Source organism: Pseudoalteromonas sp. XI10, from assembly GCF_001469895.1.
Taxonomy (GTDB): domain Bacteria; phylum Pseudomonadota; class Gammaproteobacteria; order Enterobacterales; family Alteromonadaceae; genus Pseudoalteromonas.
In genome coordinates this window covers 140952-162942 of sequence record NZ_LOPY01000021.1, presented here as the reverse complement: position 1 = coordinate 162942, position 21991 = coordinate 140952, and the positions used below count along the sequence as shown (strand labels likewise).

The 21991-nt window shown below is 40.8% G+C and carries 25 protein-coding genes; 13 read left to right on the top strand and 12 right to left on the bottom strand.

The annotated features are described in order from the left end of the window. Positions 1-18: 18 nt before the first annotated feature. The 4 genes from AUR67_RS05825 (at position 19) to AUR67_RS05810 (ending at position 3866) form a co-directional block, all read left to right on the top strand. Positions 19-639 (top strand): YfgM family protein, encoded by a 621-nt coding sequence (locus AUR67_RS05825; protein ID WP_055022059.1) that lies wholly within the window; start codon positions 19-21, stop codon positions 637-639. 9 nt (positions 640-648) lie between these two features. Further along, positions 649-1827 carry an outer membrane protein assembly factor BamB gene (bamB, locus tag AUR67_RS05820; RefSeq protein ID WP_055022060.1) on the top strand — a complete coding sequence of 393 codons (1179 nt, stop codon included), beginning with the start codon at positions 649-651 and terminating at the stop codon, positions 1825-1827. Between the two features lie 75 nt (positions 1828-1902). Beyond that, positions 1903-3372 (top strand): ribosome biogenesis GTPase Der, encoded by a 1470-nt coding sequence (gene der, locus AUR67_RS05815; protein ID WP_058584525.1) that lies wholly within the window; start codon positions 1903-1905, stop codon positions 3370-3372. Between the two features lie 113 nt (positions 3373-3485). Beyond that, positions 3486-3866: a VOC family protein gene (locus AUR67_RS05810; RefSeq protein ID WP_058584524.1), complete on the top strand. Its 381-nt coding sequence runs from the start codon at positions 3486-3488 to the stop codon at positions 3864-3866. On the opposite strand, the gene AUR67_RS05805 is transcribed toward AUR67_RS05810, so the two are convergent. Continuing rightward, on the bottom strand, positions 3863-4303 hold the full coding sequence (locus tag AUR67_RS05805; protein WP_058584523.1) for a MarR family winged helix-turn-helix transcriptional regulator: 441 nt from the start codon (positions 4301-4303) through the stop codon (positions 3863-3865). The genes AUR67_RS05810 and AUR67_RS05805 overlap by 4 nt on opposite strands. A gap of 181 nt (positions 4304-4484) precedes the next feature. Here AUR67_RS05805 and AUR67_RS05800 point away from each other — a divergent pair, with 181 nt between their 5' ends. After that, entirely contained in the window at positions 4485-5483 is a 999-nt protein-coding gene (locus AUR67_RS05800) for an NADP-dependent oxidoreductase (RefSeq protein WP_058584522.1), read from the top strand. Positions 5484-5534: 51 nt separating this feature from the next. Here the strand turns inward: AUR67_RS05800 and AUR67_RS05795 are convergent, their stop codons facing one another. Together AUR67_RS05795 and AUR67_RS05790 are read right to left on the bottom strand one after the other, a co-directional pair. Beyond that, positions 5535-6050 (bottom strand): zf-TFIIB domain-containing protein, encoded by a 516-nt coding sequence (locus AUR67_RS05795; protein ID WP_058584521.1) that lies wholly within the window; start codon positions 6048-6050, stop codon positions 5535-5537. A 20-nt stretch (positions 6051-6070) separates the two neighbouring features. Beyond that, a complete protein-coding gene (locus AUR67_RS05790; protein WP_058584520.1) occupies positions 6071-6658 on the bottom strand; it encodes a DUF4202 domain-containing protein in 588 nt (195 codons plus the stop codon). 255 nt (positions 6659-6913) lie between these two features. Here AUR67_RS05790 and AUR67_RS05785 point away from each other — a divergent pair, with 255 nt between their 5' ends. Next, entirely contained in the window at positions 6914-9343 is a 2430-nt protein-coding gene (locus AUR67_RS05785; protein WP_152996494.1) for an EAL domain-containing protein, read from the top strand. Here AUR67_RS05785 and AUR67_RS05780 read toward each other — a convergent pair. Continuing rightward, positions 9318-9782, bottom strand: a complete 465-nt coding sequence (locus AUR67_RS05780; RefSeq protein WP_058584518.1) for a TlpA family protein disulfide reductase — start codon at positions 9780-9782, stop codon at positions 9318-9320. The genes AUR67_RS05785 and AUR67_RS05780 overlap by 26 nt on opposite strands. A 139-nt stretch (positions 9783-9921) precedes the next feature. On the opposite strand from AUR67_RS05780, the gene AUR67_RS05775 reads away from it, so the two are divergent. The 3 genes from AUR67_RS05775 to AUR67_RS05765 all read left to right on the top strand — a co-directional run bounded on the left by AUR67_RS05775 (position 9922) and on the right by AUR67_RS05765 (position 12982). Continuing rightward, positions 9922-10488, top strand: coding sequence for a DUF3365 domain-containing protein (locus AUR67_RS05775; RefSeq protein ID WP_058584517.1), 567 nt, complete (start codon positions 9922-9924; stop codon positions 10486-10488). A gap of 44 nt (positions 10489-10532) precedes the next feature. After that, positions 10533-12554: a diguanylate cyclase domain-containing protein gene (locus tag AUR67_RS05770; RefSeq protein WP_058584516.1), complete on the top strand. Its 2022-nt coding sequence runs from the start codon at positions 10533-10535 to the stop codon at positions 12552-12554. A 92-nt stretch (positions 12555-12646) separates the two neighbouring features. After that, on the top strand, positions 12647-12982 hold the full coding sequence (locus AUR67_RS05765; RefSeq protein ID WP_058584515.1) for a zinc ribbon domain-containing protein YjdM: 336 nt from the start codon (positions 12647-12649) through the stop codon (positions 12980-12982). A gap of 66 nt (positions 12983-13048) precedes the next feature. Here the strand turns inward: AUR67_RS05765 and AUR67_RS05760 are convergent, their stop codons facing one another. From AUR67_RS05760 to AUR67_RS05750, 3 genes are all read right to left on the bottom strand, one after another. After that, entirely contained in the window at positions 13049-13456 is a 408-nt protein-coding gene (locus tag AUR67_RS05760; protein WP_152996493.1) for a hypothetical protein, read from the bottom strand. A 21-nt stretch (positions 13457-13477) separates the two neighbouring features. Further along, a complete protein-coding gene (locus AUR67_RS05755; RefSeq protein WP_058584513.1) occupies positions 13478-14380 on the bottom strand; it encodes a hypothetical protein in 903 nt (300 codons plus the stop codon). Between the two features lie 135 nt (positions 14381-14515). Next, positions 14516-15415, bottom strand: coding sequence for a hypothetical protein (locus AUR67_RS05750; RefSeq protein ID WP_058584512.1), 900 nt, complete (start codon positions 15413-15415; stop codon positions 14516-14518). A 101-nt stretch (positions 15416-15516) separates the two neighbouring features. On the opposite strand from AUR67_RS05750, the gene AUR67_RS05745 reads away from it, so the two are divergent. Next, positions 15517-16416 (top strand): LysR family transcriptional regulator, encoded by a 900-nt coding sequence (locus tag AUR67_RS05745; protein WP_058584511.1) that lies wholly within the window; start codon positions 15517-15519, stop codon positions 16414-16416. A gap of 145 nt (positions 16417-16561) precedes the next feature. After that, positions 16562-17320 (top strand): AAA family ATPase, encoded by a 759-nt coding sequence (locus AUR67_RS05740; RefSeq protein ID WP_058584510.1) that lies wholly within the window; start codon positions 16562-16564, stop codon positions 17318-17320. 94 nt (positions 17321-17414) lie between these two features. Here the strand turns inward: AUR67_RS05740 and AUR67_RS05735 are convergent, their stop codons facing one another. Continuing rightward, entirely contained in the window at positions 17415-17777 is a 363-nt protein-coding gene (locus AUR67_RS05735) for a MerR family transcriptional regulator (protein WP_058584509.1), read from the bottom strand. Between the two features lie 74 nt (positions 17778-17851). On the opposite strand from AUR67_RS05735, the gene AUR67_RS05730 reads away from it, so the two are divergent. Continuing rightward, positions 17852-18736 carry an alpha/beta fold hydrolase gene (locus AUR67_RS05730; RefSeq protein WP_058584508.1) on the top strand — a complete coding sequence of 295 codons (885 nt, stop codon included), beginning with the start codon at positions 17852-17854 and terminating at the stop codon, positions 18734-18736. Beyond that, positions 18711-19112, top strand: coding sequence for a hypothetical protein (locus AUR67_RS05725; protein ID WP_058584507.1), 402 nt, complete (start codon positions 18711-18713; stop codon positions 19110-19112). The genes AUR67_RS05730 and AUR67_RS05725 overlap by 26 nt, the downstream gene beginning before the upstream one ends. Before the next feature lie 3 nt (positions 19113-19115). On the opposite strand, the gene rsgA is transcribed toward AUR67_RS05725, so the two are convergent. From rsgA to AUR67_RS05710, 4 genes are read right to left on the bottom strand one after another with little or no spacing between them, the layout of a single operon-like run. Next, a complete protein-coding gene (rsgA, locus tag AUR67_RS05720) occupies positions 19116-20126 on the bottom strand; it encodes a ribosome small subunit-dependent GTPase A (protein ID WP_235591796.1) in 1011 nt (336 codons plus the stop codon). A 35-nt stretch (positions 20127-20161) separates the two neighbouring features. Beyond that, positions 20162-20467: a GNAT family N-acetyltransferase gene (locus tag AUR67_RS21265; RefSeq protein ID WP_201024576.1), complete on the bottom strand. Its 306-nt coding sequence runs from the start codon at positions 20465-20467 to the stop codon at positions 20162-20164. Positions 20468-20470: 3 nt separating this feature from the next. Further along, positions 20471-20701, bottom strand: coding sequence for a hypothetical protein (locus tag AUR67_RS21260; RefSeq protein WP_201024575.1), 231 nt, complete (start codon positions 20699-20701; stop codon positions 20471-20473). Beyond that, on the bottom strand, positions 20698-21879 hold the full coding sequence (locus AUR67_RS05710; protein ID WP_058584505.1) for a MerR family transcriptional regulator: 1182 nt from the start codon (positions 21877-21879) through the stop codon (positions 20698-20700). The genes AUR67_RS21260 and AUR67_RS05710 overlap by 4 nt, the downstream gene beginning before the upstream one ends. Positions 21880-21991 lie beyond the last annotated feature (112 nt).

The following is a 21991-nucleotide window of genomic DNA, read 5'->3' as shown; positions in this document are numbered from 1 at the left end:
TTAGCAACAGAGGTAAGCATGGAAATTTATTCAACAGAAGAACAACAAGAAGAAGCGATCAAACGCTTTTTCCGTGAAAATGGTTTAGCACTTGCAATTGGTATTGTTGCAGGTTTAGGTGGTTTATATGGTTGGAAAGCTTATAACCAAAACCAAATCACCACAGCTGAGAAAGCATCTGACTCTTTCACACAACTTGTTGAAAGCGGTGCCGTGCTAGAAAAAGCGGATACGTTTATTAAAGACAATGGCGAGTCAAGCTACAGCACGCTAACAGCATTTGTAGCAGCGAAAGAAGCCGTTGAAAAGAATGACCTTGATGCAGCAAGCGAAAAGCTTAACTGGATCATCACCAACGAGCAAAACCCTGAGCTTAAAGCAACGGCAACAACGCGCCTTGCTCGTGTTCACCTTGCACAAAAGCAATATGAGCAAGCGTTAACAACGCTAAACGCCCAGCTTCCAGCATCATTTGCTGCTGCAGTCGCTGAATTAAAAGGCGATGTTTATGCTGCACAAGGCGACAAAGACCAAGCTCGCAGCCAATACCAAGCTGCTGCTGATAATGGCGGCCTTGAAAACAATCCGTTATTACAAATTAAACTTGATGACTTAGCACAAACTAGCCCAGCGGCGTAAGGGGTTAAGATGAAGAAGTTAACAGCGGCAACACTTGCTCTGTGTATCGCAACCCTGACTGGGTGTTCGTCAAGTGATGACGAAGAAGAACTGGTATTGCCTGAAATTGTTAATCAATTTGAGACAGAAGTGGTTTGGCAAGAATCAATCGGTGATGGTGTTCAGCACTATTTCTCGCGCTTAACACCGGCTATTCATAACGATGTTGTGTATGTAGCAAACCGCGAAGGTGAAGTTGAAGCCCTATCGCTTGAAAATGGCGATACGCTATGGCAAACCGATGTGCGTGAAAACCCAGCCTTCTGGCCTTGGGAAACCACAGAAAGTGCCAAGCTATCAGGCGGTATTTTACAAGCTTACGGCAAAATTTTCGTTGGTTCTGAGCATGGTTACTTAACTGCTCTTGACCGTGAAACAGGTGAAATCGTTTGGCGTAAAACGATGCCAGGCGAAGTACTTTCTAAACCAGCTGCAGGCGACGGCCTAATTTTTGTAAACCTAGGCTCAGGTAAATTATTAGCTGTACACCCAGATACAGGTGAAGAGCGTTGGAGCTTTGAACAAGAAGTGCCACCACTAACGTTACGTGGTCAAAGTTCACCTACTGTAGCCAACGGTGGTGTATTACTAGGTCTTGAAACAGGTAAATTAAGCGTATTAATTTCTGAAAATGGTTACTCTGCGTGGAGTGCTGAAATTGCTTCTCCAAAAGGTGCGTCTGAGTTTGAACGTTTGGTTGATGTAGATACACAAGCATTAATTAGCGGTCCATATGCTTATGCAATCGCCTATAATGGTAACTTAGCAGCCGTTGATATTCGTTCTGGTAATGTTGTTTGGAAACGTGAGTACAGCAGCTACCGTGATTTATCAATGGATAGCCAATCTATCTATGTTGTTGATAGCGATGGTGTTGTTTACGGTCTAGATAAAACATCAGGTATTGAGCGTTGGAGCCAACCGGCACTACGCGGCTGGTACTTAACAGGCCCAACTGTGGCTGGTAAATATTTAGCACTAGGTGACCAAGAAGGTAACCTACACTGGTTAGACAAAGAAACGGGCGAGCTTGTATCGCGCGAAGACTTTGACAGCTCAGGTTTCTTTATTGAGCCAGTTGTTGCCGGTGACAAGTTAATTTTATACACCCGAGATGGTGAAGTTAGCGCGGTTAAAATTCCAAACTAACTTACTAATAGTAAACGTTATTTTTCTAAGGCTTCGCTTGGCGAAGCCTTTTGTTGTTTTTTTAAGAGGTAGTTTATGCTTCCCGTGATCGCTCTTGTTGGGCGACCCAATGTGGGCAAATCCACATTATTTAACCGTTTAACACGTACTCGTGACGCCCTCGTAGCCGACTTTCCAGGCTTAACACGAGATAGAAAATATGGCCAAGCTGATTACGATGGCTATGAATTTATCGTGGTAGACACGGGTGGTATTGACGGTTCTGAGCATGGTATCGAAACCGAAATGGCTGAGCAATCGCTACTAGCGATTGAAGAAGCCGATATCGTGCTATTTTTAGTTGATGCCCGCGCAGGTATGACTGCCGCTGACCAAGCGATTGCTAACCACCTTCGTAAACAACAAAAGAAATGTTTTGTTGTGGCAAACAAAGTCGATGGTATTGATGCAGACTCATACTGTGCTGAGTTCTACCAGTTAAGCTTAGGCGACGTACATCACATTGCTGCGGCTCACGGCCGTGGTATCACGCAGCTACTTGAAACAACCTTACAGCCAGTTATTGCAGAAATTGCAGGCGAAGTTGAAGAGCTTGAAGAAAGTGATGACGAATTGATTGATCTTTACAGCGAAGATGAAGAAGGCGAAGACAACCAGCAAGCCTTTGCAGATAAGCCTGTAAAACTTGCTATTATCGGTCGCCCTAACGTTGGTAAGTCAACACTTACCAACCGTATCTTAGGTGAAGAACGTGTAATCGTTTACGATATGCCGGGTACAACCCGTGATTCTATCTATATTCCAATGACACGTAACGACAAAGAGTACATTCTTATTGATACCGCAGGTGTTCGTAAGCGTAAGAAAGTAAGCGATGTTGTAGAAAAATTCTCAGTGATCAAAACCCTTAAAGCAATTGAAGACGCTAACGTTGTATTGCTAGTAGTTGATGCTCGCGAAGGTATTTCTGATCAAGACTTAAGCTTACTTGGTTTTGCCTTAAACGCAGGTCGTTCATTGGTTGTTGCTGTTAACAAATGGGACGGCCTTGATGATTACGTTAAAGAACGTATTAAGTCAGAGCTTGACCGTCGTTTAGGTTTCATTGATTTCGCACGTTTACACTTTATCTCTGCTTTACATGGCACAGGTGTGGGTCACTTATTTGAGTCGGTAGACGAAGCATACGAGTCAGCAACTAAGCGTATTAGCACAGCGATGCTGCGTCGTATTATGGATATGGCACAAGCTGACCACCAACCGCCACTTGTTCGTGGTCGTCGTGTGAAACTTAAATATGCTCACGCAGGTGGTTATAACCCACCACGTATCGTGATCCACGGTAACCAAGTTCACGACTTACCAGATAGCTACAAACGCTACCTAATGAACTACTACCGTAAAGCATTAGGTATTATGGGTACGCCAATCAAAATTGAATTTAGAGAAGGCGATAACCCATACGCAGGTCGCACCAATAAGGTGACTTTATCGCAAAAACGTAAAATTCGTGCATTTGCGAAAGAGAACCGCAACAAGTCGTAATTTCTACGTAAGCATTAAGTATTAAAAAAACCTTGTAAGTATAACTTACAAGGTTTTTTTATTGCTAAAACTATGCTTTATTTAATAAATGAACAATAAATAGAGCAGCATAAATGGCATTTTTAAGTCAGGTTATTTACGTCGATAACGTAGAAGAAGTACTCGACTTTTACTATCAAGCATTTGGTTTAAATACCAACCATATCAGTGACGATGCCGAGTACGGTGAACTTGTTACTGGGTCTGTTAAGCTTGCTTTTGCAACCCACCCGCATGCGCAATCATACTTCAAGCAAGGCTATATTCGTGCCCATCCTAAGCAGCCTGCACTTGGTTTTGAGCTAAGATTCAGTTGCCATAATTTAGTCGAAAGTTACGATAAAGCTGTACTTGCTGGTGCTGAGCCATTGTGCCCGCCAACTAAAAAAGACGCCCAGCATTATGCGTATGTTCGCGCTATTGAAGGCACTTTAGTGTGTTTATTAGAAGATTAGCCTTTTGTAAGGTCCGTTTTTGTTAGGTCAGTATGCAGCTCAAGGGTTAACTCGCGTAATAACTCAATTCGCTCCGAACTCATATTTGAGCGCGCCATTAACTTAGCCGTTAATTCTTCAGCATCAATTTTAAGTTGCATGCCCTGCTCTGTTAACGAAATTACTTTTTTACGCTCATCTTCATTTGATACCTGACGAGTCAATAAACCTTTTGTTTCTAGGCGTTTAACTATCGGTGTTAAGGTGCCAGAGTCGAGATGCGTGTCATGAGAAAGCGCTTTTAAACTCACTTGGTTATTATACCAAAGCGAATGCATCACAATATATTGCGGATAGGTTAAGTCATAAGCTTCGAGGATTGGTCGAAACGCTCTGATCAACGCATTTGTTGCACTGTATAAAGTGAAACATACATTGTCTGATAAGTTGTTGCTCATGCTGCTACCCTAAACTGAGATACAGCCGTATTATTGCCTTAATTTAGTTTGCGCGCAAATTATTTTCCGACGATCTATTGCCTTTTATAGTAAAGATCATTAAATTGATCGCAAATAGTTTGCGCACAAATGTTTTGTGCAACTCATTAATTGATTCTAATCTAGCAGATCCGAGGTTTATATGGCGACAAGTCAACAAATTCATTTAGTTTCACGCCCAACGGGTGTACCAACACAGGCTAATTTTGCGCAGGTTGACGTAACACTTCCTGATTTGAACGACGGCGAAGTGTTAATTAAAAATACCTGGATGTCAGTTGACCCTTACATGCGCCCGCGCATGATTGATCGTAAATCATATATCGCGCCATTTAACTTAAACGAAGTGATGGAAGCCGGTGCTATCGGCGAAGTGATTGAATCACGCAATGATGATTTTCCTGTAGGGAGCAAAGTAAGCCATATTAGCGGCTGGCGTACCATGCACATTAGTGATGGCAGCGACTTAACGTTACTACCTAACGTGCCACTACCAGACCAACTATTTTTAAGTACTATGGGCATGACTGGGCTAACTGCATGGGCAGGTTTAACAAAGGTAATTAGCCTAAAAGAAACCGATACCGTGTTTGTTTCAGCTGCATCAGGCGCTGTAGGTAGCGTTGTTTGCCAAATTGCTAAGCTAAAAGGCTGTAAAGTGATTGCTTCGGTTGGCTCTGACGAAAAAGCACAAATGGTTAAAGAGTTGGGTGTTGATGCCGTAATTAACTACAAAACGGTAGCAAACCTAACAGAAGCTCTTGAACAAGCTGCACCACAAGGCATTGATGTGTACTTTGAAAACGTAGGTGGCGATCACCTTGAAGCAGCGCTCAATGTAATGAACGATTACGGCCGTATTCCTGTATGTGGCATGATCTCAGGTTACAATAACGACACTGCACAGCCAGGGCCAAGCAACCTCTTTTATATCAACTCGAAAAAGCTCACCATGCAAGGCTTTATCGTGATTGATTACTTTGATCAGTTCCCTAAGTTTATTGAACAAATGGGCGCGTGGATCGGCGAAGGTAAAATTAAATCTGAAGAAACGGTATACCATGGCATCGAAAATGCCGTAGATGCATTTCTTGGCCTGTTCGAAGGTAAAAATAAAGGAAAAATGCTGGTTAAGCTTTAACGCTTAATAACTAATAAAGCCTGTATCTTACTTGGTACAGGCTTCTTATTTTCAGTCATTCAAAATCGATAAATACGCAAGTTCTGCTAGTTTTTCTAATGATGACGTTGCATTAGACTCAGGCTTTTCAGCATGAACTGAGTAGCGCTTTTTTGGGATTTTAACTTGAATAAAACCATGATTATTGGCCATATCAATACGCAGCATTTCACGTTCTTTTGGCGTTAAATGATTTTCATGGATCTTTTCAAGCTCACCATGATCAAGCCAAATAGCAGCACAGTTTGGACATTCGTCTATTTCAACCACTTTTAGTGGCGTGAAAAAGCGTCGCATCATCACTACATCAGGGCAATTCGGGCAATTAATCCGCTTTGCTAAATCAACACATTCTGTTGGCAGAGTTTGTAAATGAGCCACCAGCACTTGTGCGGGTTTTAAATTCGGATCGCTAAAGTGAAAAATTTGTCGATTATCAAAAAATACGCCACCGCTTTTTGATAAATACACGTTAACGTCGCCAATGCTCACTGCTTCAAGGGCTGTTTTAGTACGCGGGCAAAACATAGACCATCCTTGTTTTATAATTAATTTAGCGCTTTTGTTATTAACGGTTTAAGCGGCTCAGGTAAGCTGATGTTACCAGCTAATACAAAGTCATGTGCTTCATTTGACATTTTTTGCCAGGTTTTACGAATAATACCCAACCATTTTTGTTCATCATAATCAGGCTTACTACTTGCAAAATCAAGCATGTAATGTTCAATAAAAACAAGGCTTGCAATGTCTTCAATCAATTGGCTATCGGGGTTTCGTTTTATGTTCTTTTTAGCAACGGCTGCGTATACACGCTCACATTCTTCCGGCGCGTAACCCGCCGTTTTCATAAGGGCTGTTACACGCTCGGCATGAAAATCATATAAAGCCGTACGCCATTGATAATAACCTTGTTTACCCATAGGAAAATCACTGCGAGGAGAGCGCCAACGCTCAATATGTTGGCCTCGCGCAGCAATGCGCATCAACTCATCGGCTTGTGGATTAAAGCGGTTTAGCATGTCGGTCATACGCATTGCGTATAGTGACTCTTTTGCTAGCTCTTGATCATCTTGTTTTACACGATTTGGATCGACAGCATTCGCTGCATCTATCGCTTTTATAACGGCTTGGTACATAGTGTTTAATCTTACTTGTGCTTGCAATTCATTGTATTTAGGTACAATTATTTTTTTAACTTGCTAAAAATTCAACTAAAATTCTAGCTCTTCGCTAGACAATCAGTTAACCCTAAACTAGTATTTTTAAAAACGAGCTTAGTACTTAAATACCCACTCAATTCAGGGACGCCATTGCGTAATATTACATATTTTTCGTTGTTATTTACTTCTTTTTTTCTCAGTTTCTGCTTGTTTTCGGCGATCGCACTAAAAGTGTTTTACGATAGACAAGAAATGCATGAGATTGAGCTAAGTGCAGCACTTAACAGTTACAGCAATAAACTTGAAAAAGCTCTCGATAACGCACTCCTTGGCCCCTACCTTGTTCGCGCCGCAATGCGTGACTTTGCATATACGCAAACTGAATTCGAAACCCTCGCCACTGAGATATTAACTCATAGTGATGGTAGCCAAACTATTCAACTCGCACCAAAAGGGGTAATTCAATACAGCTACCCGCTAACCAGTCACGAGAGTGTGATTGGTGTCGATTTATTCAAGATGCAAAGTATTCAAGAGTCTTTACAAACAGCCATTGATACTCAAAAAATGCGAATCGATGGACCTAAAGAGTTGGCTCAAGGTGGTCAAGGATTAGTCGCTCGATTACCAATTTTTGATCAAAATGAGTTTTGGGGGTTTGCAATCGCGGTGCTGCGCTTTCCAGAATTTATTGCAAATTTGAGCCCTGAGAGCACCTCCTCCTCTCACCTCTATGAGGTTTGGCAAAAAACAACGAATAACTACGTGCCGCTTTTAAATAACCACAGTTTTGAGCCAAGCCACTGGTCGACCTACAATCTCGATGTTGAAAATCAGCAATGGGTTGTGGGTATTAAAGACGAGTTTGCTTATCGGACGCATGTTGAATTTTTAGTATTACTACTCATAGCTCTGTTACTTTCATCGGTTAGCTGCTATTTGATTACGATTACTTGTCGGTTACGTGAGCATGAGCAAAACCTCGAAAAGCTTGTGCAAAAGCAAACCTTAGAGCTGTCTGAACAGGCACTTGAATTAAAACAAGCTCAGTCACTCAGTGGCGTAGGTAGTTGGCATCTGTCGCCTGATAAAAGCATTAGGCAATTATCATCACAAGCTAAATCGCTATTCAAAGAACAAAGCAAAGCGCAATCAATTACTGATGTCTGTAAAAAAATCGATAGCTTTTATAAAAATTCGTTTTTAAATTTTATTCATACTAAGCCTAGTAGCCCAACTGAAATTGAGTACACGATTAAACTCAACGGAGAAAAACGCTGGTTTCATGAGCACGCTGAATGGAACCCTAAAACCAACACCTTGGTTGGTACGATTAAAGACATAAGTGCTGAAAAACAACGCCAACATGAGCTTTACCAGCAAGCACATTTTGACTCGGTCACTGGCCTTGCCAATCGCCATTACAGCGAAAAATATATCGCTAGTTTATGCCCTGAAGACCAGTACAGTAGCGGCCTTACTTTGTTGTGTGCCGAGATCAAAGGCTATCGCCAATTAGAAGATATTTACGGTCAAGATTACTTAAATGAACTACAAACAACGATAGCTAACCGGCTAATTGAGTTTTCTGACTTACATCAAGCGTTTTGCGCTCATATAAAACCTGGCTGTTTTTTAATATTACTAAAAGAAGCCATTTTTGATGAAAAGCTTGCCGCTCTATTAGACAAATTACAGCATCAGGTCGGGGGTATTATTGAAACCGCTGGTAGCGCTCATTTTTACCATTTATACATTGGCGCGGGCTATCCACACTTACAAAACATCGATGCGGCTGAGCAAATCAACACAGCCCTCATTGCGATGAATGAATGCCCTCGCACACAAAAACCGTTCACAGTTTATAGCCAATCTTTAAAAGATAAGCTTATCGCACAAAGTAACCTCGAAAGTGATCTACGCCATGCGCTTGCCGCCAACGAGCAGCTAAGTATGGTGTATCAGCCAATTGTAAACACTCTAGATGGCACACTGATTGGCTGTGAAGCGCTTGTACGTTGGCAGCACCCTGTTCGAGGCTTTGTGTCACCTGTTGAGTTTATTGCCATCGCTGAGCAATCAGAGCTCATTAATTTATTATCTCGTTGGATTGTTGCTAAGGTTGCTGAAGATTGCCACCGCATGGTCGATAACAGCATTCGTATCAAAGTGTCGATAAACCTATCGCGTAAGCAGTTCTCTGATGTGCATTTAGTTAAACGACTTAGTAAAGAAAAAGCTAAGCTGTTTCCGGCTAATCAAAAAATTAATCTTGAGATCACCGAATCCGCCCTATTTCAAAATACCCAGTACGCCATAAACCTAATGCATGAACTTAAATTAGCAGGTTTTAATTTATCACTTGATGACTTTGGAACGGGGTATTCATCACTGTCGTCGATTCAGCAGTTTCCGCTAGATAACGTTAAGATTGACCGTGCCTTTATTTGTAACTGCGTTGATAACCCACGAGATGGTTTATTTTTACAAACGATGAGCGATTTAGCTCACCAACTAGATTTAACGATTACCGCAGAAGGGGTCGAAAGCTCAGAGCAATGGCAGTTGGTGAGTGATAAAGGCATTGATTATATTCAAGGTTACTTAATATCAATGCCCTTATCTATTGATGATTTTATAGCGTTTGACCCGGTTGCGTAAGATCCACTGCCAAGCTTTGTTTTGGCTTTTCGATCATACGGGAAAGCTCTTTTTCGCCATCAAGGACAATAATGGTTGGCGTATACATTAAGTCGTGCTGTTTTGCTAACCCTGCAGGGTCTAGCTTGTCGTAGCCAACGGCCACTAGTTTAAGTGAACCTAACTGCACCTTTGCAGTATCGAGAAGCTTTAAAAATCGAGGCACTTCACGTTTTGAGTCATGACACCAAGTGCCCAAGAACACCAAAACCTGCTTACCTTGCAGTGCTTTTATAGTGCTTAACTCTTCTTCGCTCGGTGAGTATTCATCGTATTCTTCATTAAACGCAGAGTAGTCTTTAAGTAAATCATCACGACTTATCTCTCCACTGTATGGAGCGGTGCCTGCAAATGTCAGGGCAGAGAATAACAAAGCGGCGATATAAATTAGTTTTTTCATTTTTTTGTTCTCAAGATATTTTCTTCACCTTAACCAATTTAGCAACAACACTCCAGCAGGCTTTGTGCAAAGAATCTAAATTGGCATGTAAAGTAAAAACAAACTACTATATTAGATATATCTAATGTAAGGTTTTACTATGCTTTCCTTCAGAACAATTTTGATTTTTACTGTGTTACTTTCACCTAGTATTTATGCTGAAACAAAATCAGCGACTCTAGAAACTCAAGCAGCGGAGCGAGCAACTGAATTTGCCACGACCCTCAAATCAGCTTTGGGCGCCGCAATAAAACAAGGCGGTTTAGTTGAAGGAATTAACGTGTGTAAAATGCAAGCTCCGGCCATTGCCGAGAGCTTATCAACTGATGGTTGGACGGTAGCGCGTAAAAGTACTAAAAACCGTAATCCAAATAATCAACCTGATGACTGGGAAGCTGAAAAAATCGCCCAGCTACTCGATATGATCAGAAATACAGAGAGCATCGACAATGTGACTTTTTCAACCAATAAAGATGGTCAATTTCGCTTTGCTAAAGCGATAAAAGTCGCGCCAGTTTGCCTCAATTGTCATGGCCAAACAATTGCGCCAGAAGTAAAGCAAGCGCTTAGCGAACATTACCCAAATGATTTAGCCACAGGCTATCGGCTTGGTGATCTAAGAGGAATATTCTCTATTACCAAAACGCTCGAAACCACTGAAAAGTAAAATAGTACTTCAAAACAATAAAAGACTAACAAAGCAATAAGCCAATGAAGTTAACCTTTAAAAGCAAAGTGTTTTTAGCATTAAGTGTTGCGATTTTAATCATCGATATTTGCTACATTTTGCTTAACTACACGCTAGAAAAAGAAACGCTCAACAAAAATCTAATAAACCAAGGCGAAAACCTCGAATCAAGTTATCAATTATTAATGTCGCAAGAACAAGAAACCATGCTTGCCATTGCGACCTTTGTAGCAAACGATCCTGAAGTCGCAGAACTCTTTTATCAAGGTAAGCAAGCTATTGAACAAGAGGGTGGAGGCAAAGGAAGAGAGCGTGCCGCCGCAATTCGCAAACAGCTATTCAATAAAGTCGCACCTGCTTGGCAAGAAGTACAAAATAGCTTTTCAGCCCGCCAGCTGCATTTTCATCTAGGGCCTGGCTCTACCAGCTTTTTACGAGTGCACAATGATAAAAAATATGGCGACACCATGCATGATATTCGACATATTATTGTTGATGCTAACCGCGATAAACACGCTCTTTCAGGATTAGAAACGGGTCGTATTTACTCCGGTATCCGCGGTGTAGTACCCGTCTACTTCACCGATAAAATTAATCAACAGCGTATTCATGTAGGCTCATTAGAAGTCGGCACCTCATTTGATTCACTGCTCGATACGCTCGACAATGAGTTTGATTTAGGTATTGCGGTATTATTTACAGCTGAACATATCGATAACTTACTTTGGGAAGATGCCAAAGCAAAACGTTTTGGCAGCAAACTGAATCAATGTAACTGCTATTTAGAAGCTATTTCCAGAGATAATGCAACCGACTTTATTACCTCAATAACCAACGAAACTGTATATAACCAAACAACTGTAAAGCAAAGTGAAATAGCCGGTAAGCATTATGCGATTACCTATATTCCTGTACGCGATTATCTTGGGCACAAAGATCCAAGTCAGCCTGATATTGGTAACATCGTGCTTTGGCGCAATATTGATGAGCAAATAAATGCCTTCAACGAATCCATGACGTACAACATTGCTTACGGAATTATTGGTTTTCTCTTGCTAGAAATACTTATTTATTTTGCTGTAAAACTCGCCGTGCGCTCACTAGAAGATGAAGTAAAGCATCAAGCAACCAAACTTTTAAAAAACAGCTGGGAGTTAAACCTTGCTGACAAGATAATCGAAAACCTGCGCGAAGGTATTATTATTACTGATGAAGATGCTGCCATCGTTCGAATTAACCAAGCCGTTGCTGATATCACAGGCTATAAAAAAGATGAGTTACTAGGTCAAAACCCAAATATATTAAGTTCTAACACCCAGCCAAATGAGTTTTATGAGTCTATGTGGCAACAACTAGATGATAAAGGCTATTGGCAAGGAGAAATTTGGAACCGCAGAAAAGACGGCGAGTTCTTCGCTGAGTCACTCACAATCACAGCCGTAAAAGACGAAAGTGCACAAGTTCGTAACTATGTTTCGGTATTTTCTGATGTAACACAGCAAGCCAAACAGCGCCAACATTTAGAAAAAGCAGCATTTTTCGATACCTTGACTGGGTTACCCAATCGTATGTTACTTGCCGATAGATTAGCCCAGGCAATTGAATTGGCAAAACGCAACAACAACTTAGTTGCTTGCGTATTCATAGACCTAGATAAATTTAAACCGGTTAACGACACTTATGGTCATCAAGCTGGCGATCACCTTTTAGTGACCTTAGCCGCTCGCATGAGCACAATACTTCGTAAACAAGACACCCTAGCACGAATTGGCGGTGATGAGTTTGTTGCTGTGATTGGCAATCTCACAGAGCAAGAAGCTTGTTTAACCTTAATTGAACGATTAAACACTGAAATTTTAAATCCAGTAAAATACCAAGACGACATGCTTTGCGTATCAGCAAGTATTGGTATTTCATTTTATGACCCGATGCATGATATATCAGCTGAAACTTTGCAAAAACAAGCCGACAAAGCGATGTATAAAGCAAAAGAGCTGGGTCGTAATGGCTATCAAATTTTTACTGATAGCATGATGGATAACTAAATAAACGATGCGATCTCTTGTTCAACTTGGGGCTCGCATAGTTTACTCTTAGCCATTAAAATACCCTTTTAAAATCAACCATGGTGCCATTTATGTCTTTTCCTCCTTGCCCACAATGTAACTCTGAATACGTGTATGAAGATCAACACAATTTAGTATGCCCAGAATGCGCTCATGAGTGGGATCCTAATGCGGTTGATACCGATGATGTGATCAATGTGAAAGATGCTAACGGCACTTTACTGGCTGATGGCGACAAAGTGACTGTTGCGAAAGATTTAAAAATTAAAGGCAGCTCACAAGTAATTAAAATTGGCACCAAAGCTGTGATCCGCCGCGTGTTAGATAAGAAAGACCACGAATTAGACTGTAAAGTTGATGGCGTTGGTGAAATGATGGTAACCGCTAAGTTTGTTAAAAAAGCCTGATAGCATTATAAAATTGTTATATATTGCTGTGAATAATTACGCAGCAATTTCAATAAGCTAACTTTTTTAATAGCCAAACTTTTCAACAACAATCCCTGTTACTTCACAATGTTCGCAGCTCAACTGCCAGCCAGCAGCCCATGTGGTTGCGCTAAGATTACCTTTGCAAAGTGGGCAAACTTCGCCAGCAAACGTACTGGGGGTAATATCTTTAGCTTGCTTAGAAAACGGTCTTAAAAACCAAAGAATATTATCGTCGATACTGATGGTTAGGTCGTCGCGTAACGTCTCACAATATGCATTAAAAACTGCTTGTTTGTACTGTTTTGCGTGCTCAGCAGATTGGCTGGCATAAACACTCAACGCATTTTCGATGTCTTTTAAGCGGTCAGGCCATGCTTGTGCGTCTATATTCGCTTTGCAATCTAACAACTCTTCAAGAGTGTAACTTGTATAGTTTGGTTCAAACATCATTGCCATCCTTGCTTTGGGTTATTAATTCTTTGGGTATAGCGTTCCATTTTGCTTTATTTGCAACAGCCATTGCTCAAATAAATTGTTCGCGATACTCAGCTCTTCATCTGAAAGTGTCGGGTATTGTCTTTGCTCAAACCACGCATAACGATTATACACATCGTTATTTTGCGTGATTTCCATAATGAGTCGATTTAAAGCGTAGGCTTTTGCTGCACTATGCTCACCAACTTGTTCGCTATAATACATGCTCGCTAAACTCATCAGCGCTTGTTCACTGCCCTGCTTCGCTGCTTGCTCTAAAAATGCGGTTTTACGCTCTTTAAAATTATCGCGACTTTTGATGAACTCTGCACGTGACAACTTATCAGGAAATTGTGACTTCATATAAAATTCGGGAGTTAGCCCAGCAAACGTTTGCTGCGCATAAGCCGAGCCATTTTCTGCAGCCTCTGCCAAATAGCTGTAAAAAGAACGCCGCGTTGCTAAATCTAATCCTTGGCAATACTCATGTTTATCTAAAACACGGCTTTGTATATCGCCAGCATCACTAAACTCATAGATTTCAGCCAATTTTTCTTCAAGGGCCTGTTCATCTAAAGGCGCATTAAAACAATACTTAAGGTTTTGCGCGATGAGGTAGTTAGCCTCAGCATCACCTTGCTCAGCGCGTTGCTTTAGCTCTGTAAAATGATCAATAAACACACCATCAAAATGCCAATTTGGCGTGTTTTTGATAATAAGTTCACGGCTGTCATTAACTTCACTCCCTTGCTCAGCTGATGCATCAGCAAACAAACTCGTGTCAGGCTTTGTGGCAGGTATGCTTACTTGTGCCACAACTTGCTGCGTAGTTTTTATATCATTTGAAGATTCTGAATTGGTTGCAAAGATCGCAGCTTCTCGTGGAGAAAATATATACATAACGAACAGCAAAACCAAAACCACAATTAGAAATGGCTTTATTCTTTGCCTAATAAAAGCATACCCAGACATAACAACCTACTTATCATTTTTGTTGCTAAGTAAGTTACAAGAAAACAAAGATGAAAGCGAAACTTAACTGCGGTTTCGCTTCGTTTGCATTAAGCAAGCAATAACAATAAAACTAATCCCTAACAATTGTTGCCCATTAACAGGGTTATCTAGAATGGTTAACTGTAGAAGGTATGAAAACACCACTGACGTATAAATGAGCGGCGCTAGTTCAGAGCCGGTAGCAACTAGTTTATATGCTGAGCTTCTAAAGTATTGCGTAGCACTACTAAATACCGCTAATAGCACTAATAAACCTAATAATAACCAAGCACTCTCAACCACCCAGCTGCCTGCTGCGAACTCAGCATTTAGCCCACCAAAGAACAGCGGCAGAATGAAAAATAGCGTACTGAATAGTGCTGCAATTAAAAAGCAAAAACCATTGGCAACCAGAACCGGGGTTTTCTCTTTACTAATTTGAAATAAACACAATTGCGAACAAGCATTAAAAAAGCCAGCCGCCAGACCAATTAATAGCTCCCAACGTAACGTAATCCCTTGGTCGGTCATACTTTGAATGATCAGCCCTATCATCATTAACAACAAAGTCGGTACGACAAACAAGTCGATTTCTCGCTTATACACCACACTTTCAAGCAATGGGATAAACAAAGGCCCAGTGCTAAACAATACAATCGCCTCAATTAACGTTAGTTTGTACAGCGCCAAAATAAAAAAACCTTGGCACAAGGTGATAAAAACAGCGCGTAGCATCACATTTTTTAATGCAGAAAAACTAACATAATGCCAAAACCGTGCTCGCGCTGTTGCTAACATTAAACAACCAGGTAAGAGCAACCTTAAAAATAACAGTAAAATAATTGGCAGCATGGGGGTTAACAGCTGGGTAACCAGTCCATTCAGTGCTAGAGTGAGGGTAGATAACAGCATTAAGGCACTAGAGCGGTGACTAATATTCATTTACATTGTTTATAAAGCGAGTAGATGACGCTCACGATACGCTCTGCTGAAATTATAAAAAAGCGAATAAAATCGCATTAATATGTAAGAAAAACTAACATATGAAACACAATATCCCGCTCAAATCCCTATACAGTTTCATTGCCGTTGCAGAGAATGGCAGCATGGTTAAAGCCGCAGATGCAATTCACGTTAGTCACTCTGCTATCAGCCAAGCTATCAAGTCTCTTGAACAACAGCTTGAGATAAAACTGTTCGATAGGGTTGGCAGACAAGTGTATTTAAATGATGCTGGGAAACTTTATTATCAGCGCGTTTCGCCCGCAGTTCAGGCCATCATTTCGGCAAGCGAAGAAGTTAAAAATAAAGACAAAGATCATCATTCAATTTCACTCAACATGGTGAATTCTTTGGCATTACATTGGTGGATACCACGGGTTGATAAGCTACAAAACTGCTATGCTGAGTTAGATATCCGCTTATCAAACTTTGTTGGTGATGTTGACCTCGAAAGGCGCAACATCGACATGGCTATTTTTCAGGGCAATCCGCAAAACTGGCAAAAGTACCACTGTGAGAAATTAGCAGATGATGAACTTGTTTTAGTTTGCAGCCCGTCATTATTAAATTCAGAATCTACATATAACATCAATGAACTATTAAACCGCTTTCCCGCCATCCAGGTACTCAATGCCCGCAGAAACAATAACTGGCAGATTTGGGCAGAGCATAACCACATTGCCTGCCCTAAAGCACAAAAAAACCGCTCTTTTGAAACCACAGCTCAAGCATTGCAAGCTGTCACAAGAGAGCTAGGCTTACTGGTTACCCATAAGCAATTTGTTTTAGAAAAGCTCCAACATGGCGAATTAGTGCAGCTAGGCAGTGCAGTAATCCATCCGCAGCAGTCATTTTTCTATGCCTGCAAAGCTGACAAATTAAAACATACCAGCATTCAACAATTGATCGCATGGCTAAAAAATGAGTTTGTAGCAAGTTAGTAAAGTTTACTAATATTGCTTTTAAAGTTTGGTTTTCATAGAGTTTTGATTGTATTTACCTAACTCCTATAAGTTAGGTTTTAAAATAAGCAGAGCATTTCTGTCAGTTTTTTACTAATTTTGGTCTTTATTAGGAATATTGTGTATGGAAGCATTACCGTATCTACAAAAGGTGACACTCAAACGAGAGCACGTTTTCTCTTTTGATACATATCCATTCTCTATTCCTGCTGTTAATCAGCTCTTTGAAATAGACTTTTCAAAACATGTCACAATATTTGTAGGTGAAAATGGTTCTGGGAAATCGACTCTTTTAGAAGCAATTGCCATCGCCTTAGGTTTTAACGCCGAAGGTGGTTCTAAAAACTTTAACTTTCAAACTCAGCACTCGCATTCAGAGCTTCATAAATTCTTGCTACTCTCAAAATCGTTTAAGAGATACAAAGATGGTTTTTTCTTGCGAGCTGAAAGCTTTTATAACGTTGCATCAAATATTGATGACTTAGATTCAGGATTTTCTGGAGAACCTAAGCTGATAGATGCCTATGGTGGTACATCCCTTCATCACCAATCACATGGCGAATCTTTTTTAGCGCTTATGGTAAACCGCTTTTCCGGTAATGGGCTTTACATTTTAGATGAGCCTGAGGCCGCACTCTCTCCTTCTAGGCAGTTGGCTGTTTTAAGTCGCATGTTTCAACTAATTGAACAGAACTCTCAGTTTATTATTGCCACACACTCACCGATTTTAATGGCATACCCAGGTGCGAGGATCTACCAAGTGGGAGTACAAGGTATTGAACAAATAAATTATGAGGATACTGAGCATTATCAAATTACAAAGGCGTTTCTAAACAACCCACAGCCAATGCTCGAAGAGCTTTTCAAGCCTGAAGATGACTGATTTTCTAGGCATACAAAAAAGAAACAACCTGATGAGCTGACATTGTCAGCCACAAGTTGCTCCTCTTAGCGTAAAACTTAAAGCCAAAACGTGTTTAGCTTAACTTATCTTTATACTCACACATGCCTTTTAAAGCATGGTCGATTAAGGCTTTTATGTTCGTCAGCTCAGTGATTTTGGCGTCTATTTCTTTACTTTTTTCAATCAATTTGGCGGCCATAGCTTGCTGAGTTAAGTTGTTTTTGCCAAGTAACTGCGTGAGATCTTTAATCTCTTTTAAAGTGAAACCTAGGTTTTTAGCCATTGTGATCATGTTGAGCTGCTCAACTGTTTTCTCACTATAAATACGATAGCCATTCACATCTCTTGAAGGTGGCGGGATCAACTGCTCTTTTTCATAAAAACGAATGGTGTCTTTGGTGAGGCCGGTTAATTGCGTGACTTGCTTGGTTTTCATAAAAATACGCTTGACTGTAGAGTAAGCTCCACAGTTTATGCTCAACGCATTCTTCTATCAATACTGATAAAAAAATGAATACATCGATTAGTGTTAAAACAGCCGATAACGTCACTTTAAATGGCACTCACTTTGCGGCCAACAACCCTAAAGCAACTGTGCTATTAAACCCAGGTACAGCAACAAAAACCACCTACTATTTACCGTTTGCAGAGTTTTTAGTCAGTCAAGGTTTCGATGTGGTTGTTTGGAATTACCGGGGCTTTTGCGAATCGAAAACAAGCCATTTAAAAGGTTGTAGTTATCAATATTCAGATATTGGCCGCTTTGATATGCCTGCCATGATTGATAAAGCTAAAAGCATCAATCCGACTCTGCCACTTTATTGCGTTGGTCATAGTGCTGGCGGTCAGCAAATAGGTTTAGCTGCCAATTACCAAAAGCTTGATGCCCTTGTTGCTGTTGCTGTTTCTGCCGGATACTTTGGTTATATGCCAACCGGTTACCGTATTAAAGCTAACTTCTTCTTTCGTTTATTTTCACCGATTACGGGGGCATTATTTAAATACGTGCCCGCTAAAAAAATGAATTTTATGGAAGACTTACCCGTTGGCTTTACGCGTGAATGGTCGGCGTGGTGTAGAGAAAAGCAGTTGTTTTTCTCGAATAAGTTTTACGGTAAATCGATTGCCGAAGGTACCTATAAAAACTTTGATATTCCTACCTATGTCTTTACCGCTGACGACGATGAAATCTGTACCGAGCAAAACGTGCATAACTTTTGGCGCAATGTAACCAGCAAACACCCAATTGCTTTTAAGCGTTATCAATCTGCACAATTACCCGCTAAAAAAGTAGGCCACTTTGGCTATTTCAGAAAACATAATCAAGCAATTTGGCATGACATATTAACCGCGTTAAATGAGACTCATAATGCAAAACAAAGCAGTGCTATTTAAACAACACGCTCGTTTACTCTTTATTGTACTCGCGAACTTTATCGCCAGTATTTTGCATTATGTGCACAATATTATGTATTTTGAGCACTATCCTGAACCTGATTGGCTTGCAGCAAACGTGGTCGACTACTTTTGGTTTATCATGACTTTTGTTGGCTTATATGCGCTACTCTGTTTAGCTAAGCAACGCATTAAACACGCCATGTGGCTGCTCTATCTTTATGCTGCGATGAACATGTTATCGGTACTGCATTATGCGGTTGATAGCGATAACGTTATGACAACCGCAATGCATGTATTAATTTGGCTAGAAACCGTTGTTGCTATTTGGCTCATTATTTTCGTTGCAAAAACACGCTTAGCAACAACCAACTAGCGGTCACTCTTGAGTCTTTTTAATTGTTCTATTTTGCTTTTGAACAGTATTAACCATTATTGAAAACGCGCGCTGTTTGGCGCGCTTTTCAGCCATGGTGGCATTGTTGTGCTCATTTTCAGCTAACAACTTACGGTAATTTTCTAAGCGTCTTGTTGATAATGAGCCCATTTCAATTGCTTTAATAACAGCGCAGCCCGGCTCTGTTTGGTGTTGGCAATCTTTAAATCGACAGCTACTTGCGAGTAGCTCAACATCTTCAAATGCACGTTCAATACCTTGCTTTGAATCACTTAATTGCAATTCTCGCATACCCGGTGTGTCCATCAGTAACGCACCACTAGGCAACCTTTTAATCGATCTAAAAGTTGTTGTATGGCGGCCTTTGCTATCTTGTTCACGAATACCCGCTGTTTTTAATTCATCAGAGCCAAGTAGTGCATTAACAATGGTCGATTTACCCACTCCGGATGACCCCATAAATGCGAGCGTTTGTCCCTTTCGACAATAAGGTGTAAGTAAGTCACAGCCCTCTTCTTTTAACGCATTAATAGCAATAACACTCAAAAGAGAGTCGAGGTTTTGCACTTGCTTGCAGTACTTTTCAACGTCTGGGCAAGTATCAGCTTTGGTTAACACCACTACAGGCTCAATATGGGCATTTTTAACCAAGGCTAAATATCGCTCTATCCGATTTAAACTAAAGTCATCATTAAGCGATGTTACAATAAACACGGTATCAATATTCGCCGCGATTAATTGAAACTCATGTTTAGAGCCTGCAGCCTTGCGCTTAATGATTGAAGCCCTTTCTAGTACCCGTAAAATACGCGAATCATCAAATACCACCCAATCACCTACGCAAATTTGTTCAAGACTCGGTGTTAAAGCAAATCGCACCGTGCCCTGCTCGCCAAGCAATACGACCTCTGTTTTGTGATGCTCAACAACACGCCCTAAATGGCCGTTTTCCAGCTCATTTAAACTCAACTGTTGTTGAAAAAAAGGTCGCATGCCTAATTCTATCAGTGATGGTGTTTGCATAGTGTTTACCAAAGCTGTGGATTATCGAGTGGTTTTAGGCAACTTGGCTTACCAGTAATTGGCAAAATTTCATCATCTAAAACCGGTTTAGCAAGCCAACCTTTTGGGTAAGATAAGTTATGAGGTGCTTGAATAATTTCTTCACTCACAACGGAAAACCCGACTTTTCCATAAAAGTTGATATCACCATAGGTCATCACTAGGCTGACATTTTGTTCAGCTAACTTATCGCAGCCAAATTGGATCAGCTTTTGTCCTATACCTTGCCTCTGACAATCCGTTGCCACTGCAACAGGCGAGAGTAAAAACACCTCTTAAGCGTGCGCAAACTGTAAACGCGACAGCACAATAGCGCCCACGATACGTTGCTCATCTGTCGCGACAAACACATATAAATCAGTTGATGGATATGGCTCAGCTAAAAAGTCAGTGACTAAACGGGCAACTTGCTCGCCTTCTTGTTTTGACTCTGATGCACTAAATGTTGCCAAGTAAAGCGCAATAATCTCGTTTTTTTGGCTCTGTTCGTAAATTGAAAAATTCACTTAGACTCCTTAAGTTTTAAAATAAAATAGTGATAAGTAAAGTTTTGCCCAGTCTCATTTTCGTAAAGGGCAATCTCTGTTTGTATGTCTTTTACTGCTTGAGACTCACTTATCGATGGCGCTAACTCAGCAAGGCGCGCCTTAAGTGGCTGCCAATAATTTTGCCAAGCTTGCTGATCCAGCGAAAACTGCTCTATAAGCTCATAACCAAGCTCATCAAATAAAGCAACGCGGCTTTCGATTGATTGCATATCAGGGTAATTTGCTTGCCAGTACTCTTTAGCCGCCATTTCAGGCTGACTGTTAAGCCAAACTAAATCACTGACCACAATTACCCCATCACGGCGAAGAAACGGTTTCCAGCTTGATAGTGCGCTTTGCATCCCCATGACATACACGCACCCTTCAGCCCAAATAACATCGAATGAATTTGCTTTAAAAGGCAGTGCTGTCATCGATGCGCAAGTCAAAGACACACGCTCAGCCAATTGCTCTTTGTGCAGTCGCTCCTGTAAATAAGCAAGTGCCGATGACTCATTATCTAAAGCCGTGATATTGGCATCAGTTTGCTTGGCTATTAATAATGTAGATGAGCCTTTACCACAGCCAATTTCTAAAATTTGTTTGGCATTGTTAGGAACAGCAGCAATGGCTTTTAATGTGGCTTCTTCACTACCAGGCCCCCATCGTTCTAATGGCTCAAACACAGTCATGAAATCGTGCATGTAGCTTTTATGGTCACTCATATCTTTTGATAACCAACGAAGCCGCAATGCCTCTTTTTCAGTGTACCCTTGCTTTAACAACCAATTTAAATGCGCACTTGGCGCACGCTTATTCAGCTCATCATGTAAGTGTTTTTGAGAGCGTTCACCAAGCAAACTCAGTAACAAATCTTTGGCTTGTAACTTAGCGGTAATTTCATCTTCAAGTTGTGCTAAGCGCTGTTGCAAAATAGCTTTATCTAGCTCTACATCTAAACAGCTCTGACATTCTTTTAAGGTTAACCCCGCGCTTTGTAACTGCTGGATCAAAACCAAGCGTTGTAAATCAGCCTCGCTGTAATACCGATAACCATTTGCAAGCCGGCGCCCTTGAATGATTTTAAGCTTCTCGTAATACAACACAGCCGTGCGCGACAAACCCAGTTTTGCTGCTAACTCTGAAATTAAATACATGATGAAATAGGCCTATGAGGCTTTTGAATACAATAAGTATGAAGTGTAAAGCTGTAGACAGGTCAAATATTTTTGCAAAATAATTTAAGAAAATAAGGTAAGCAAGAAAGCA